The sequence below is a fragment of the Bacteroidota bacterium genome, from assembly GCA_017303975.1.
Taxonomy (GTDB): Bacteria; Bacteroidota; Bacteroidia; order JAFLBG01; family JAFLBG01; genus JAFLBG01.
Genome location: JAFLBG010000040.1, coordinates 1 through 16,454, shown reverse-complemented (window position 1 = coordinate 16,454; position 16,454 = coordinate 1). Strand labels below are relative to the sequence as shown.

Below are 16,454 nucleotides of genomic sequence, written 5' to 3'. Positions count from 1 at the left end.
TGATTTAACAATAAAAATCAGGTGACAATCAGATCACGACCTTATTTTTTACAGACCCCATAATAAACTTTGTAAAATTCCATGCTCACCAGTCGTCAATAATAATCGGAGTACAAGTAGATACAATGATACTAACACAATAAATCCATTAAAAACAACTTTTCTTATGAGGACAGGCTTTTCATTATTGGTCTTATCCTGAAACAATCTAATTGTGCGCATAATCTCAACCGTAATTAGTATAGTGCTAAAAATAAGTGCATAAGTTTCATTCGGTGAAATATAATATTGGACAACTAATGCAAATAGGGGCACTATCTGCTCTATTATTTTTTGCTTTTTCATATAACTTGTTTTAGTCTTGTGATGGTGCAGATCCTCCTGGAGGAGGTGCTGGATTCTTTTTTTCTACAATATTCTTAATCTGATTAAATATTGTACCTGAAACATCACTATCTATAGTTCTATGGCTTGTATTTTTAACCTTAATATTCTCGATAACACTATTTTCGTTTCCAAATTGTGCAGAAGTTTCTTCTCCTCCAGCTTCTCCAAAATTCGATTGATAATAGTTTATATTAAAATTAACATTGCTAGGAATATCAGAATCGTCCCAGCCAGGTGAGGAAATATCAATTGTATATAATCGATCTACTTTAATTTCAGGATTTTCCTTGACTAATTCAACTAAGTTGTCTGCGCCTAAACTGTGACCAACGAGTATTAATTTAGCATTAGGATTAATACTATTGAGATTTTTTATTGTTTGTTTTATATCATCTTTTGTAACCGTACCTTCTGAGGAAGAATACTGAACAACCTGAATAAAAGGTTGATTCTTTTCTAAATCAGATAAAATATTTAAATCGTTTTTAGAACTTGTTGCAGCAGGATTATTTTTTACTTGTGTTTGATTTGTTTTTGGAGGATTTGCTTCTTTTCCATGGACAACAATAACTAATACTTCTACTCCTTCATTAATAGCTTCTGGCTCAAGTCCATCTACATCAATAGCTAAAATTGGCGAGTTCCCTGCAAATTGGAACGGACTTAGCTCAGGATACTTTTTATTTATAAATAATTCATCATGCCTGTCGAACCGCCTCGCAGCTTTCATATAATTTCTGAAGCCATAATCCTGCCAACCAAACAATTCGTTATCCTCTCTCTTACCGTTAAAACTGTTTGGATACTCATTTCGATTAAAATTACGATTCGTTAAGTAAGACCCAAAAGGATAGTAATCTAATATCAAAGAACTGTATTGTTTTTGTTTTTTATGATTTAATAAATGTATTTAATTTTCTTTTTCAGTTGAAGTCTTTTCAATTGAAAAAAGAAAATGTTATCAACAAAATGTCATACGTATAAAAACCTACAGCCCTTTACCGATAAGCCCCACAAGCCAAAAGCCCCGCCCTTCGTACCTCAGGGCTTGCACGGTCTTTTGGCTTGTTCCCCGCGCCTTTACGCTTCTGTAGTTTTTATCGCACACTTTTTGTACCAACACAAAGCAGCACATTGTTTTGTTTGTTTAATTGTCGCCTACTAGCTGACAAACAAAAAAACAATAAGCTGCACTACCACACAACAAAAAGATGCGCCATAAAAACTACCCAAATACTATTTTAACATAATGTGATCTTATAGGAGCAGGGCTTGCAGCCGGGAACCTGTCCTATAAGCACATTATGTTAAATAGCCCCGCAGACCACGCACAATAAAAGATGTAGGTAGTGCTACTTCCGCACGGGATAATATGATTGCAAGAAAGTTTTTTTGTAGTCCGCTTGGATGCTCATTCCGATTGTAATACCACACCAGCAGCACACCACCAAAGTTTTACAATCGGAATCGAGCTCGAGTGTTACTCTTGATTATTGTATAGGATGTATTTTTTCTAACTGCTCCTGAAGGGTTTCTATTCTGTTTGTTCTATAGTGCTCTGTACTGCTTACATAACGATGTCCTGCCATGTATTGTACTTGCCTTGCATGATGCAGCTTATACCAGTGTGCTATTACACTTGCCCGGATTTGTCTTAAATCTTTTATACCTGGATTTACTTTGCGTATTTCATTTATTAATCTAAATTGACTATTGCCAAGCTTAGAGCTTTTCCCCCTGCTCATAAATAATTTAGTTATTTGTTTCCTGCTTACAGCCATAAATAGTGGACGTATCTTTAATAGATAATTTTGTAAGTGTATTAATTGCTGTGCTTCTAATTTTAATGTACGGCTATTGCTTCTGCTGACACTGGGTATAAAAATTTTACCTTCTTCCAGTTTTAAATCTTTTACCTCTAATGCTTCTAATTCACCAGTAGTTAAAGCCTGATAGACCATTAATCCTATAATGGCTTTGTTCCTTTGTCTATTGACACCGTTTAAAGGATATGCAGCATATAGGTTCTCCAGTGTTTCATAAGGAATAATATCACCAAGTACTTTACGTGTTGCATTTCGTATTCTAATTTCTTCTACCGGATTTTCATCCCGTATCATAAGTAGCTGTAAGTAATTGTAAAAATGTTTGAGTCCAGTTATTTTCTGATTGATAGTTGTTTTACCATTACCATTTGAGCTGCAAAACTGTATATAGCCTAGTAGCTCTGCATAGCTAAGCTGTATAGGATTTATATTTTTTTCTTTACACCATTCCATGAGCGATACCGCAGCGGTTATAATATTTCGTACACTGTTTAAGCGGTATCTTGTGTGTAGCCAGTTTTCAAAATGTTGTAGTATTTCTTCTACTGTTAATTCTGTATTCATGGGCTATTCTTCATTAAGAATGTGCGTATAGATTTGTGTACTGTCTAAACACTTATGTCCTAAAAACATGGCAATATTTTCCAGTTCCATTCCCTTTTGTAATAAGTGGGTTGCAATGCTGTGCCGTAAAGTATGTATACCTATATCCTTTGTTATTCCTGCTTTTAAGCAAAGTATTTTCAGCCTTTGATAAAATCTATCTTTACTGATTCGATGTCCTCTTTCACTTACAAACAGAGCATTCTCGTTGCTTTTATCTGCAAGTAGTAATGGTCTTATGTTATGCAGGTAAAGCAATAGGTGGTTTAAATTGCTTGTTGTTATAGGGATTTGGCGTTCATAGTTGTTTTTGCTTTTTTTAATATGCACCAATTTCCTTTCTATTAATATATCTTCTACATCTAGCTGTACACCTTCTCCTTTCCGTAATCCACATCCGTAGTAAATTGACAACATGGCTCTGTCTCTTATTCCAAAGTGGCTGTTATCGGTTACTCCATAGATAGCTTGTATTTCTTCCATGGTTAGGATAACAATTTCTTTAATGGGATCATCTTCCAGTCGTGCTATTTTTAGAGGTATTTCAAAATTTTTTGCCTGCTTCAGATATTCGTTAAACTTTTTGAGCACTTCTATATATCTGTTGATATGTCCCGGACTTATGCCTCCGGCTCTCCTTCTGTTGGCTCGTGTTTTATGATACTCTATAAAGCTTTCTGAATGCTCTGTTTGAACCTCCGACAGGGTTTGTATGTTTTTGTCTTCCAGCCAACAAAAAAATTCCTGTAGCATTCTTGGAAACGAGTTAACGCAGGTTTCTCCGTAGCCTAGTATGTGCAGCCATTCTTTAAAGCTTAGTACAAAATGTTTGTAGTGGATTTGTTTTAGTTCCATGTCTGTCCCTTTTTTACTATTTACTGTCGCACTGCTTCCAAAGTCTTACCATTGTTATGTTTGAGTGCGACAAAGTTGTTTTGTCGCACTACTGTCGCACTGTCGTTCTTATGCTTTTCTTCATAGGCTTTCCATATCTTTTGCATCACTTGTTCAAGGTGCTTCTCTATGGTAGTTTGCAGGTTATTATCCCGGGAGAGTTCTGTTAATTCATATTCGTAGCCCTTTTTATATTTATTGCCTCCTGCTATTTTCAGATAGCCGTATTGTTGCAGTTCATATAAATAACGCTGTGTAGTTCTGGGATGTAGGTGTAATGCTAATCGTATCTGCTGCATATAAAATGAACTTTTCTTTTCCTTTTGTAAGATGGCTTTTACGCTTTCTAAAAAGTTTCGTGTTGCGGCACTTAGCTCATCACTCTTTCTGAACAGACTTTCTTTTAATAGTTTAAACGCCCATTCTATATGGCTTGGGTGCGCTTCTAAGCAATTATCTTTTGTAGTGCATTGGTATTGATGGTACAGGGTAATGGCTTCTATAAAGGACAATAAAATACCAATGCTTCGTCTTGGTTTTAATATGCTTTCGGGTAAATCAATTAGTGGGGCATACGGATTAATTACTTTTCTTGATTGTAATAACCGCTGCATGTTTTGGAGGTTCTCTCTAATTTGTTCTTCCCGTACTTCGTTTATTATTCCGGCTCGTAGTTGCTTTTGATAGTTCATTACGTTGTGATCTTGTTCTTTGCTGTTGTCCAGGTATATTAATACGCACCTGTTGGCATTGTCCTCATAGATTTTTTCTTTCGTAGTACAGCCCAAAAATGTTGCCGGGCCTTCTACTCTGTGTTGTACTGTTTGCAGGTTGCCTTTACTGTCTTTGTGTACCACCGTTTTAGTAATGTATTTTTTTGTGATTAATTCACGCATCGGGTATTCTACATTCTGTGCGCCTTCCATGTCTTCTATTAAAATGATTTTTCCCCGTATGCCTTCTTTCCAATAGTAAAAGCTGTTATCGGTGAACTGTGTGTTTTCTATAATATCTTCTTTTGGAAAACACTTGGCTACTTTTTCCAGTAAATAACTTTTGCCTGTTCCGCTTTGGCTTAAGGATATTACGCTTACAGGGTCTGCACTTAATCTGCTTACCATTGCTGTAAATAAAATTCCTGCGTTTTCTGTTTCTCCTATTATCCCTGTTTGCTGCAACTGCTCCAATGTCCAAGCCATTAAGTTTTTTTGTTGGAGCATCTGTAGTGCTGCTTCTCTTTCCTCGTGGGTTAGCTCTTTTCTAACTGGCTTGGTTAATTTTTTAGTTTCTATTTGTGCAATACGCCATGCTTCCAGTTCTTCTGTGAGTTCCGCAATGGTGCTACTGATAAGGGTTGTACTGTGGTCTAATTTTTCAGCTGCCTTGCGGATAAATTTTTCTACTAGATCGTCCTGGTATAAATCTATGTTTTGCCGAATGGTTTGGGTTGCATTGATATGTGGATTCCTGCGCAGGTAAATAGTTACGCGCAGCCTGTCTAAATTTTGTAAGCTGATACCGCCTAATAGTGTTACTTGCAGGGCTTCTGTGTTGTAATGGAGCTGCTCACTATTTCTAGTGTCTAGCTTATTAGTTACCGGAAGTATGTTTGCAGGTTCTGAAAATTGTGTTTCTTTTTTCAATTGAAAAAGAAAAGTTCTGTTGTTTACCAGTTCTTCAAACACGCTGCTGTCATGCCCCTGAGCTGTTTCGTTTATATCCTTGCAGGGAAGCTCCATACGGCTGATTTCTAATTGCTCATTCATAATTTTTAATTCATGTGCATATTTTAACGTGGCTGCTTTCCCGGATTCATCCATATCAAAGGCAAAGATTATTTCTTTCAGGTTCTTTAATTCTCTGATTGCCTTCATGTGTTCTGTGGTTAAACCATTTGTTCCGTAACAAGCCAGTAGCGAGCAATGGGAAGGCAATTGGTTTTGTAATAGCGTAGCACAGTCTATGATACTTTCTGTTAGTATTAATGTTGTTGTTTCTGTTTTTGGATAGTGAGGATATAAACCCTCTCTGTTTTTTAAGTAGTAATGCTTTTGGTTAGTATCATTAATTGTGCTTCTAAAATACAGTGATACAATTTGCCCTTGTTTATTCTTTAATGGGAACACAATACAAAACTTTCCAAAAGGCTTATAGGCTTTTTCTCCTGTTCTGCTTACCAAGCCTTCGTCTTGGAGTAGTCCTATTTCTAAACAGCTTTTTATTAGGTATTCATCCTTTCTTGTGCCATGATGGAATTGTGCCGTGTTGTAGCCTATTTCCAGTTTATCGTAATCGAGTGCCCTGCTTTTAATATACTCTTTGGCAATAGGGCTGTTGGGTATTGCATTTTTAAAGTAGGCAAATATTTTTTGTAATACTGCTACCTTACTAAGTGGTATTGCCGGACTATTTCCTGTTATCATTTCTGTTGCCTTTACTAAGGCTTCATGCTTGGTGCATTTTTCATACAGTTCTATAAACTGTATCTGGTCGCCTGTGCCGGCTGTGCAGTTACTACTGAAGCAGCAATAAGTATTAGTTTCCGGATAGATTTGTAAACTCGGGCTTTTGTCATTGTGGAAGGGACACAAGGCCCTGTTGTTATCTATTTTAAGATGATACTGTTGTAACACTTTTACAATGGGAAGCTGTTGTTTGATGTCTTTTATATCCATTTGTTGATAATTTTTAAATTGTGCGTTTACGCTACAAACTTAACTTATTAGCATTATCAATAAATAGCACCTTTACGAAAGTTATTCACATGCGCTTCATAAAACAATGCTTTTATGTGCGCATAATCTATCTTTGTGCTGTTAATAAGTATTTTCACATTAAAGTATTGATAGTATGAAAAAGCAGATAAAGGCAACATTAGCTACCCGTTTAAAGGATGCTCGCACAACTAAAGGAGTTTCGCAACAGGATTTAGCTAAACTAGCTAAGGTGCATTATACCAACATTGGTCGCTATGAGCGTGGGGACGCTGCGCCTTCGGCTGATGTGCTTAATAGGATAGCTAAAGCGTTGGAGGTTAGCCCGGATTTTTTAATGAATGGTACTCTTGATAATAAAGCGACTGATATGTTAAAGGATGAACGCCTGCTTATACAGTTTAAGAAAATTGAAGAGCTGCCGGAAGAGAAAAAAGGCTTACTGATTGAATTCCTCGATGGGTTTATTTTTAAAAGCTCTATACATCAACAATTGGTTGCATAAAAATGGTATTAACTATCGGTGATAGAATTACTATTGTTCGTAAGCAGCGCAAGTTAACACTTGCGGATATCGCTCTTAAAACCGGAATTACAGAGGATGTGATGCACTCTATTGAACTGGATGTATATATTCCTTCTCTGACTGAAATAATTAAAATTACTGATGTATTGGATGTGTCGCTTGATTTTATTGCGGGAAGGATTTCTCAAAATATTGACACTAACTGGCTTGATAAGTTCGATGATATTCAAGCTATGAATGCTGATAACAAAGAACTGCTTATTACAACTCTGGATGTGTTAATTCGACAGGACAAAGCGAAATACGTGTACAACGAAACGGATAAAAAACTAAAAATTAAAAAAGTTAAAATCGCGTAACCACTGCCATTGTTGGTTTTCCTACACCTTTGCGCCAACACACAACCCTTTAAATAAATACAAAAACAAAAGGCTACCGATTTTCGGTAGCCTTTGTCTTTAAAATTGCTCAGATAGTTTTGGTGCGTTACCTCAATCTTTATGAAGCCTTTGCCTTACATCTGCTCCAATAGATTGAATAATTGGTTTTACTTTTTTTAGATAATCAAGTCCTTCAGTAGAATATTCATATTTACTTACAATCTCAATTACTAACCTTCCATCTTTACTATCTGGATAGTCTTCAAAAACTTGTTTCCCTTCAATAAATTCAATATATGAGTTTAATTTATCCTGCAATGATTCTAAATGAAATTGGACATTTTCCCAATCCAAATGGTCAAAAATTGTTAGAATTATTTCACCAGTTAATTTATCTGTGCCAACGGCATCTATTTTAATTTTATCTATAATTGACATCTTACTTAGGTTTTATAATATCTACTAAAGTGGGTGGAATTTCGGTTCCACCTACATATGGAGGCTTTCCTTTCCCCATAATAATTCCCCCAGCTTCTTCAATCTCAGGATATCCTATTTTTTGATTTTTTGTAAGTGGGGCTGTAGAGGAAGACTTAAAATCAGTAAGCTTTACTTTGCCAGTAGCTTTATCAGTACCAACCGCATCAAGTCTTGTTTTTACGCCTGACTTATTTGATTTTACTGTTATTTGTTCAACAACATTATCTTGGGTCTCGGAAAGTTTTTTTATACCTTCTTTTTCGAAATTAGCACCTTTCTCTGCATTCTGTAATACTTGTTTTGCTTTCGATACTTTTACAATCGCATTTTCTGTTTTATATGCCTTATATAAATACCCTACTCCCTGAAATGCTTTTCCTATAATAGGTCCCACTAATATAGAAGTAGCAAAAGGAGTTACAATATTATCAAAAGATTCTTGATAAATTTTCTTATCCTCTTCATCCATTCCATTACCAACAAACTGATTTGATTTAGCATATTCAAATTTAATATCGGCTTCTAATCCATCAATATCTTTTGCAACTGTTGGCATATTTGATCCAAATTGATAGGTCGATAGGTAAGAGTACTCTTGATATAAAGGATCAACCCTATCGAACCTTCTAGCAGCTTTCATATAGTTTCTGAAGCCATAGTCTTGCCATCCAAACATCTCACCATCATCTCTTTTTCCGTTAAAAGAGTTAGGATATTTATTTCTACTGAAATTTCTGTTTGTTAAATACTCCCCAAAAGGATAGTAATCTAATATCAAAGAACTGTATTGTTTTTGTTTTTTATGATTTAATAAATGTATTTAATTTTCTTTTTCAGTTGAAGTCTTTTCAATTGAAAAAAGAAAATGTTATCAACAAAATGTCATACGTATAAAAACCTACAGCCCTTTACCGATAAGCCCCACAAGCCAAAAGCCCCGCCCTTCGTACCTCAGGGCTTGCACGGTCTTTTGGCTTGTTCCCCGCGCCTTTACGCTTCTGTAGTTTTTATCGCACACTTTTTGTACCAACACAAAGCAGCACATTGTTTTGTTTGTTTAATTGTCGCCTACTAGCTGACAAACAAAAAAACAATAAGCTGCACTACCACACAACAAAAAGATGCGCCATAAAAACTACCCAAATACTATTTTAACATAATGTGATCTTATAGGAGCAGGGCTTGCAGCCGGGAACCTGTCCTATAAGCACATTATGTTAAATAGCCCCGCAGACCACGCACAATAAAAGATGTAGGTAGTGCTACTTCCGCACGGGATAATATGATTGCAAGAAAGTTTTTTTGTAGTCCGCTTGGATGCTCATTCCGATTGTAATACCACACCAGCAGCACACCACCAAAGTTTTACAATCGGAATCGAGCTCGAGTGTTACTCTTGATTATTGTATAGGATGTATTTTTTCTAACTGCTCCTGAAGGGTTTCTATTCTGTTTGTTCTATAGTGCTCTGTACTGCTTACATAACGATGTCCTGCCATGTATTGTACTTGCCTTGCATGATGCAGCTTATACCAGTGTGCTATTACACTTGCCCGGATTTGTCTTAAATCTTTTATACCTGGATTTACTTTGCGTATTTCATTTATTAATCTAAATTGACTATTGCCAAGCTTAGAGCTTTTCCCCCTGCTCATAAATAATTTAGTTATTTGTTTCCTGCTTACAGCCATAAATAGTGGACGTATCTTTAATAGATAATTTTGTAAGTGTATTAATTGCTGTGCTTCTAATTTTAATGTACGGCTATTGCTTCTGCTGACACTGGGTATAAAAATTTTACCTTCTTCCAGTTTTAAATCTTTTACCTCTAATGCTTCTAATTCACCAGTAGTTAAAGCCTGATAGACCATTAATCCTATAATGGCTTTGTTCCTTTGTCTATTGACACCGTTTAAAGGATATGCAGCATATAGGTTCTCCAGTGTTTCATAAGGAATAATATCACCAAGTACTTTACGTGTTGCATTTCGTATTCTAATTTCTTCTACCGGATTTTCATCCCGTATCATAAGTAGCTGTAAGTAATTGTAAAAATGTTTGAGTCCAGTTATTTTCTGATTGATAGTTGTTTTACCATTACCATTTGAGCTGCAAAACTGTATATAGCCTAGTAGCTCTGCATAGCTAAGCTGTATAGGATTTATATTTTTTTCTTTACACCATTCCATGAGCGATACCGCAGCGGTTATAATATTTCGTACACTGTTTAAGCGGTATCTTGTGTGTAGCCAGTTTTCAAAATGTTGTAGTATTTCTTCTACTGTTAATTCTGTATTCATGGGCTATTCTTCATTAAGAATGTGCGTATAGATTTGTGTACTGTCTAAACACTTATGTCCTAAAAACATGGCAATATTTTCCAGTTCCATTCCCTTTTGTAATAAGTGGGTTGCAATGCTGTGCCGTAAAGTATGTATACCTATATCCTTTGTTATTCCTGCTTTTAAGCAAAGTATTTTCAGCCTTTGATAAAATCTATCTTTACTGATTCGATGTCCTCTTTCACTTACAAACAGAGCATTCTCGTTGCTTTTATCTGCAAGTAGTAATGGTCTTATGTTATGCAGGTAAAGCAATAGGTGGTTTAAATTGCTTGTTGTTATAGGGATTTGGCGTTCATAGTTGTTTTTGCTTTTTTTAATATGCACCAATTTCCTTTCTATTAATATATCTTCTACATCTAGCTGTACACCTTCTCCTTTCCGTAATCCACATCCGTAGTAAATTGACAACATGGCTCTGTCTCTTATTCCAAAGTGGCTGTTATCGGTTACTCCATAGATAGCTTGTATTTCTTCCATGGTTAGGATAACAATTTCTTTAATGGGATCATCTTCCAGTCGTGCTATTTTTAGAGGTATTTCAAAATTTTTTGCCTGCTTCAGATATTCGTTAAACTTTTTGAGCACTTCTATATATCTGTTGATATGTCCCGGACTTATGCCTCCGGCTCTCCTTCTGTTGGCTCGTGTTTTATGATACTCTATAAAGCTTTCTGAATGCTCTGTTTGAACCTCCGACAGGGTTTGTATGTTTTTGTCTTCCAGCCAACAAAAAAATTCCTGTAGCATTCTTGGAAACGAGTTAACGCAGGTTTCTCCGTAGCCTAGTATGTGCAGCCATTCTTTAAAGCTTAGTACAAAATGTTTGTAGTGGATTTGTTTTAGTTCCATGTCTGTCCCTTTTTTACTATTTACTGTCGCACTGCTTCCAAAGTCTTACCATTGTTATGTTTGAGTGCGACAAAGTTGTTTTGTCGCACTACTGTCGCACTGTCGTTCTTATGCTTTTCTTCATAGGCTTTCCATATCTTTTGCATCACTTGTTCAAGGTGCTTCTCTATGGTAGTTTGCAGGTTATTATCCCGGGAGAGTTCTGTTAATTCATATTCGTAGCCCTTTTTATATTTATTGCCTCCTGCTATTTTCAGATAGCCGTATTGTTGCAGTTCATATAAATAACGCTGTGTAGTTCTGGGATGTAGGTGTAATGCTAATCGTATCTGCTGCATATAAAATGAACTTTTCTTTTCCTTTTGTAAGATGGCTTTTACGCTTTCTAAAAAGTTTCGTGTTGCGGCACTTAGCTCATCACTCTTTCTGAACAGACTTTCTTTTAATAGTTTAAACGCCCATTCTATATGGCTTGGGTGCGCTTCTAAGCAATTATCTTTTGTAGTGCATTGGTATTGATGGTACAGGGTAATGGCTTCTATAAAGGACAATAAAATACCAATGCTTCGTCTTGGTTTTAATATGCTTTCGGGTAAATCAATTAGTGGGGCATACGGATTAATTACTTTTCTTGATTGTAATAACCGCTGCATGTTTTGGAGGTTCTCTCTAATTTGTTCTTCCCGTACTTCGTTTATTATTCCGGCTCGTAGTTGCTTTTGATAGTTCATTACGTTGTGATCTTGTTCTTTGCTGTTGTCCAGGTATATTAATACGCACCTGTTGGCATTGTCCTCATAGATTTTTTCTTTCGTAGTACAGCCCAAAAATGTTGCCGGGCCTTCTACTCTGTGTTGTACTGTTTGCAGGTTGCCTTTACTGTCTTTGTGTACCACCGTTTTAGTAATGTATTTTTTTGTGATTAATTCACGCATCGGGTATTCTACATTCTGTGCGCCTTCCATGTCTTCTATTAAAATGATTTTTCCCCGTATGCCTTCTTTCCAATAGTAAAAGCTGTTATCGGTGAACTGTGTGTTTTCTATAATATCTTCTTTTGGAAAACACTTGGCTACTTTTTCCAGTAAATAACTTTTGCCTGTTCCGCTTTGGCTTAAGGATATTACGCTTACAGGGTCTGCACTTAATCTGCTTACCATTGCTGTAAATAAAATTCCTGCGTTTTCTGTTTCTCCTATTATCCCTGTTTGCTGCAACTGCTCCAATGTCCAAGCCATTAAGTTTTTTTGTTGGAGCATCTGTAGTGCTGCTTCTCTTTCCTCGTGGGTTAGCTCTTTTCTAACTGGCTTGGTTAATTTTTTAGTTTCTATTTGTGCAATACGCCATGCTTCCAGTTCTTCTGTGAGTTCCGCAATGGTGCTACTGATAAGGGTTGTACTGTGGTCTAATTTTTCAGCTGCCTTGCGGATAAATTTTTCTACTAGATCGTCCTGGTATAAATCTATGTTTTGCCGAATGGTTTGGGTTGCATTGATATGTGGATTCCTGCGCAGGTAAATAGTTACGCGCAGCCTGTCTAAATTTTGTAAGCTGATACCGCCTAATAGTGTTACTTGCAGGGCTTCTGTGTTGTAATGGAGCTGCTCACTATTTCTAGTGTCTAGCTTATTAGTTACCGGAAGTATGTTTGCAGGTTCTGAAAATTGTGTTTCTTTTTTCAATTGAAAAAGAAAAGTTCTGTTGTTTACCAGTTCTTCAAACACGCTGCTGTCATGCCCCTGAGCTGTTTCGTTTATATCCTTGCAGGGAAGCTCCATACGGCTGATTTCTAATTGCTCATTCATAATTTTTAATTCATGTGCATATTTTAACGTGGCTGCTTTCCCGGATTCATCCATATCAAAGGCAAAGATTATTTCTTTCAGGTTCTTTAATTCTCTGATTGCCTTCATGTGTTCTGTGGTTAAACCATTTGTTCCGTAACAAGCCAGTAGCGAGCAATGGGAAGGCAATTGGTTTTGTAATAGCGTAGCACAGTCTATGATACTTTCTGTTAGTATTAATGTTGTTGTTTCTGTTTTTGGATAGTGAGGATATAAACCCTCTCTGTTTTTTAAGTAGTAATGCTTTTGGTTAGTATCATTAATTGTGCTTCTAAAATACAGTGATACAATTTGCCCTTGTTTATTCTTTAATGGGAACACAATACAAAACTTTCCAAAAGGCTTATAGGCTTTTTCTCCTGTTCTGCTTACCAAGCCTTCGTCTTGGAGTAGTCCTATTTCTAAACAGCTTTTTATTAGGTATTCATCCTTTCTTGTGCCATGATGGAATTGTGCCGTGTTGTAGCCTATTTCCAGTTTATCGTAATCGAGTGCCCTGCTTTTAATATACTCTTTGGCAATAGGGCTGTTGGGTATTGCATTTTTAAAGTAGGCAAATATTTTTTGTAATACTGCTACCTTACTAAGTGGTATTGCCGGACTATTTCCTGTTATCATTTCTGTTGCCTTTACTAAGGCTTCATGCTTGGTGCATTTTTCATACAGTTCTATAAACTGTATCTGGTCGCCTGTGCCGGCTGTGCAGTTACTACTGAAGCAGCAATAAGTATTAGTTTCCGGATAGATTTGTAAACTCGGGCTTTTGTCATTGTGGAAGGGACACAAGGCCCTGTTGTTATCTATTTTAAGATGATACTGTTGTAACACTTTTACAATGGGAAGCTGTTGTTTGATGTCTTTTATATCCATTTGTTGATAATTTTTAAATTGTGCGTTTACGCTACAAACTTAACTTATTAGCATTATCAATAAATAGCACCTTTACGAAAGTTATTCACATGCGCTTCATAAAACAATGCTTTTATGTGCGCATAATCTATCTTTGTGCTGTTAATAAGTATTTTCACATTAAAGTATTGATAGTATGAAAAAGCAGATAAAGGCAACATTAGCTACCCGTTTAAAGGATGCTCGCACAACTAAAGGAGTTTCGCAACAGGATTTAGCTAAACTAGCTAAGGTGCATTATACCAACATTGGTCGCTATGAGCGTGGGGACGCTGCGCCTTCGGCTGATGTGCTTAATAGGATAGCTAAAGCGTTGGAGGTTAGCCCGGATTTTTTAATGAATGGTACTCTTGATAATAAAGCGACTGATATGTTAAAGGATGAACGCCTGCTTATACAGTTTAAGAAAATTGAAGAGCTGCCGGAAGAGAAAAAAGGCTTACTGATTGAATTCCTCGATGGGTTTATTTTTAAAAGCTCTATACATCAACAATTGGTTGCATAAAAATGGTATTAACTATCGGTGATAGAATTACTATTGTTCGTAAGCAGCGCAAGTTAACACTTGCGGATATCGCTCTTAAAACCGGAATTACAGAGGATGTGATGCACTCTATTGAACTGGATGTATATATTCCTTCTCTGACTGAAATAATTAAAATTACTGATGTATTGGATGTGTCGCTTGATTTTATTGCGGGAAGGATTTCTCAAAATATTGACACTAACTGGCTTGATAAGTTCGATGATATTCAAGCTATGAATGCTGATAACAAAGAACTGCTTATTACAACTCTGGATGTGTTAATTCGACAGGACAAAGCGAAATACGTGTACAACGAAACGGATAAAAAACTAAAAATTAAAAAAGTTAAAATCGCGTAACCACTGCCATTGTTGGTTTTCCTACACCTTTGCGCCAACACACAACCCTTTAAATAAATACAAAAACAAAAGGCTACCGATTTTCGGTAGCCTTTGTCTTTAAAATTGCTCAGATAGTTTTGGTGCGTTACCTCAATCTTTATGAAGCCTTTGCCTTACATCTGCTCCAATAGATTGAATAATTGGTTTTACTTTTTTTAGATAATCAAGTCCTTCAGTAGAATATTCATATTTACTTACAATCTCAATTACTAACCTTCCATCTTTACTATCTGGATAGTCTTCAAAAACTTGTTTCCCTTCAATAAATTCAATATATGAGTTTAATTTATCCTGCAATGATTCTAAATGAAATTGGACATTTTCCCAATCCAAATGGTCAAAAATTGTTAGAATTATTTCACCAGTTAATTTATCTGTGCCAACGGCATCTATTTTAATTTTATCTATAATTGACATCTTACTTAGGTTTTATAATATCTACTAAAGTGGGTGGAATTTCGGTTCCACCTACATATGGAGGCTTTCCTTTCCCCATAATAATTCCCCCAGCTTCTTCAATCTCAGGATATCCTATTTTTTGATTTTTTGTAAGTGGGGCTGTAGAGGAAGACTTAAAATCAGTAAGCTTTACTTTGCCAGTAGCTTTATCAGTACCAACCGCATCAAGTCTTGTTTTTACGCCTGACTTATTTGATTTTACTGTTATTTGTTCAACAACATTATCTTGGGTCTCGGAAAGTTTTTTTATACCTTCTTTTTCGAAATTAGCACCTTTCTCTGCATTCTGTAATACTTGTTTTGCTTTCGATACTTTTACAATCGCATTTTCTGTTTTATATGCCTTATATAAATACCCTACTCCCTGAAATGCTTTTCCTATAATAGGTCCCACTAATATAGAAGTAGCAAAAGGAGTTACAATATTATCAAAAGATTCTTGATAAATTTTCTTATCCTCTTCATCCATTCCATTACCAACAAACTGATTTGATTTAGCATATTCAAATTTAATATCGGCTTCTAATCCATCAATATCTTTTGCAACTGTTGGCATATTTGATCCAAATTGATAGGTCGATAGGTAAGAGTACTCTTGATATAAAGGATCAACCCTATCGAACCTTCTAGCAGCTTTCATATAGTTTCTGAAGCCATAGTCTTGCCATCCAAACATCTCACCATCATCTCTTTTTCCGTTAAAAGAGTTAGGATATTTATTTCTACTGAAATTTCTGTTTGTTAAATACTCCCCAAAAGCATCATAATCTTTTGCAGAAGTAATGTCTGCCATATATCCATCGATAGTATCGTTACTGTTTTGGTCTAATGGGATTTTGATGTCGCTGAATGTGCTGAGTACGTTACCCAAATGATTACTTCCACTGTACTGCTTTTTGCCTAACACATGGCTAAAATAAACAGTATCTACATACGCTCCAATCATTTCTAAACTGTCTTGTATTATTCCTAAAGAACTACTGCCATATAAATGATCTTCCGTTTTTGCAAACGAACCATCTTTATAGACATACGTACTCATCGTATTGCCTGTTGCATCTTTTATGTAGTACTCACTTTGTATCCACGCATTGCCATTGTCAAAGGTATGTTTAGCAATTCGTTTACCCATTGGATCGTAATCGTAAGATAGGTTAGGGCGAGTGCAACCTGCTGTTCTCGTGATAGAAAGTATTTTTCCATCTGCTCTTCTTACAATATTTGATATACTATCCCACACATCCTTTTTCAATTCCCCTATTTCTGAATAGGAATAATTGTTATTGCTGTTTATCGTACTTGCTGAATTAT

15 protein-coding genes are annotated in these 16,454 nt (G+C 36.0%); 4 read left to right on the top strand and 11 right to left on the bottom strand.

Features of this window, described 5'->3' with window-relative positions; genetic code table 11:
- Nucleotides 1-355: 355 nt before the first annotated feature.
- The 4 genes from J0M08_12020 to J0M08_12005 all read right to left on the bottom strand — a co-directional run bounded on the left by J0M08_12020 (nt 356) and on the right by J0M08_12005 (nt 6,385).
- The gene (locus J0M08_12020; GenBank protein ID MBN8703784.1) at nt 356-1,255 is read right to left on the bottom strand and encodes a hypothetical protein; all 900 of its coding nucleotides are present in this window, start codon (nt 1,253-1,255) and stop codon (nt 356-358) included.
- 622 nt (nt 1,256-1,877) lie between these two features.
- On the bottom strand, nt 1,878-2,777 hold the full coding sequence (locus tag J0M08_12015; protein ID MBN8703783.1) for a tyrosine-type recombinase/integrase: 900 nt from the start codon (nt 2,775-2,777) through the stop codon (nt 1,878-1,880).
- Nucleotides 2,778-2,780: 3 nt separating this feature from the next.
- Nucleotides 2,781-3,671 (bottom strand): tyrosine-type recombinase/integrase, encoded by an 891-nt coding sequence (locus tag J0M08_12010; protein MBN8703782.1) that lies wholly within the window; start codon nt 3,669-3,671, stop codon nt 2,781-2,783.
- Nucleotides 3,672-3,691: 20 nt separating this feature from the next.
- Nucleotides 3,692-6,385, bottom strand: coding sequence for a toprim domain-containing protein (locus tag J0M08_12005; GenBank protein MBN8703781.1), 2,694 nt, complete (start codon nt 6,383-6,385; stop codon nt 3,692-3,694).
- Between the two features lie 175 nt (nt 6,386-6,560).
- Here J0M08_12005 and J0M08_12000 point away from each other — a divergent pair, with 175 nt between their 5' ends.
- Together J0M08_12000 and J0M08_11995 are read left to right on the top strand one after the other, a co-directional pair.
- Nucleotides 6,561-6,929 carry a helix-turn-helix transcriptional regulator gene (locus tag J0M08_12000; protein MBN8703780.1) on the top strand — a complete coding sequence of 123 codons (369 nt, stop codon included), beginning with the start codon at nt 6,561-6,563 and terminating at the stop codon, nt 6,927-6,929.
- Between the two features lie 2 nt (nt 6,930-6,931).
- Complete coding sequence (locus tag J0M08_11995; GenBank protein MBN8703779.1) at nt 6,932-7,309, top strand: helix-turn-helix transcriptional regulator; 378 nt, start codon at nt 6,932-6,934, stop codon at nt 7,307-7,309.
- Nucleotides 7,310-7,441: 132 nt separating this feature from the next.
- Here the strand turns inward: J0M08_11995 and J0M08_11990 are convergent, their stop codons facing one another.
- From J0M08_11990 to J0M08_11970, 5 genes are all read right to left on the bottom strand, one after another.
- The gene (locus tag J0M08_11990; GenBank protein MBN8703778.1) at nt 7,442-7,768 is read right to left on the bottom strand and encodes a hypothetical protein; all 327 of its coding nucleotides are present in this window, start codon (nt 7,766-7,768) and stop codon (nt 7,442-7,444) included.
- A 1-nt stretch (nt 7,769) separates the two neighbouring features.
- Nucleotides 7,770-8,588: a hypothetical protein gene (locus J0M08_11985; protein MBN8703777.1), complete on the bottom strand. Its 819-nt coding sequence runs from the start codon at nt 8,586-8,588 to the stop codon at nt 7,770-7,772.
- 622 nt (nt 8,589-9,210) lie between these two features.
- Complete coding sequence (locus J0M08_11980; GenBank protein MBN8703776.1) at nt 9,211-10,110, bottom strand: tyrosine-type recombinase/integrase; 900 nt, start codon at nt 10,108-10,110, stop codon at nt 9,211-9,213.
- Between the two features lie 3 nt (nt 10,111-10,113).
- Complete coding sequence (locus J0M08_11975) at nt 10,114-11,004, bottom strand: tyrosine-type recombinase/integrase (protein ID MBN8703775.1); 891 nt, start codon at nt 11,002-11,004, stop codon at nt 10,114-10,116.
- A gap of 20 nt (nt 11,005-11,024) precedes the next feature.
- Nucleotides 11,025-13,718 (bottom strand): toprim domain-containing protein, encoded by a 2,694-nt coding sequence (locus tag J0M08_11970; protein MBN8703774.1) that lies wholly within the window; start codon nt 13,716-13,718, stop codon nt 11,025-11,027.
- Nucleotides 13,719-13,893: 175 nt separating this feature from the next.
- Here J0M08_11970 and J0M08_11965 point away from each other — a divergent pair, with 175 nt between their 5' ends.
- Entirely contained in the window at nt 13,894-14,262 is a 369-nt protein-coding gene (locus J0M08_11965; protein ID MBN8703773.1) for a helix-turn-helix transcriptional regulator, read from the top strand.
- Between the two features lie 2 nt (nt 14,263-14,264).
- The gene (locus tag J0M08_11960; GenBank protein MBN8703772.1) at nt 14,265-14,642 is read left to right on the top strand and encodes a helix-turn-helix transcriptional regulator; all 378 of its coding nucleotides are present in this window, start codon (nt 14,265-14,267) and stop codon (nt 14,640-14,642) included.
- Between the two features lie 132 nt (nt 14,643-14,774).
- Here the strand turns inward: J0M08_11960 and J0M08_11955 are convergent, their stop codons facing one another.
- Entirely contained in the window at nt 14,775-15,101 is a 327-nt protein-coding gene (locus tag J0M08_11955) for a hypothetical protein (GenBank protein MBN8703771.1), read from the bottom strand.
- Between the two features lies 1 nt (nt 15,102).
- Nucleotides 15,103-16,454 (bottom strand): hypothetical protein (locus tag J0M08_11950; GenBank protein ID MBN8703770.1); only part of this gene is annotated, 1,352 nt, incomplete at its 5' end.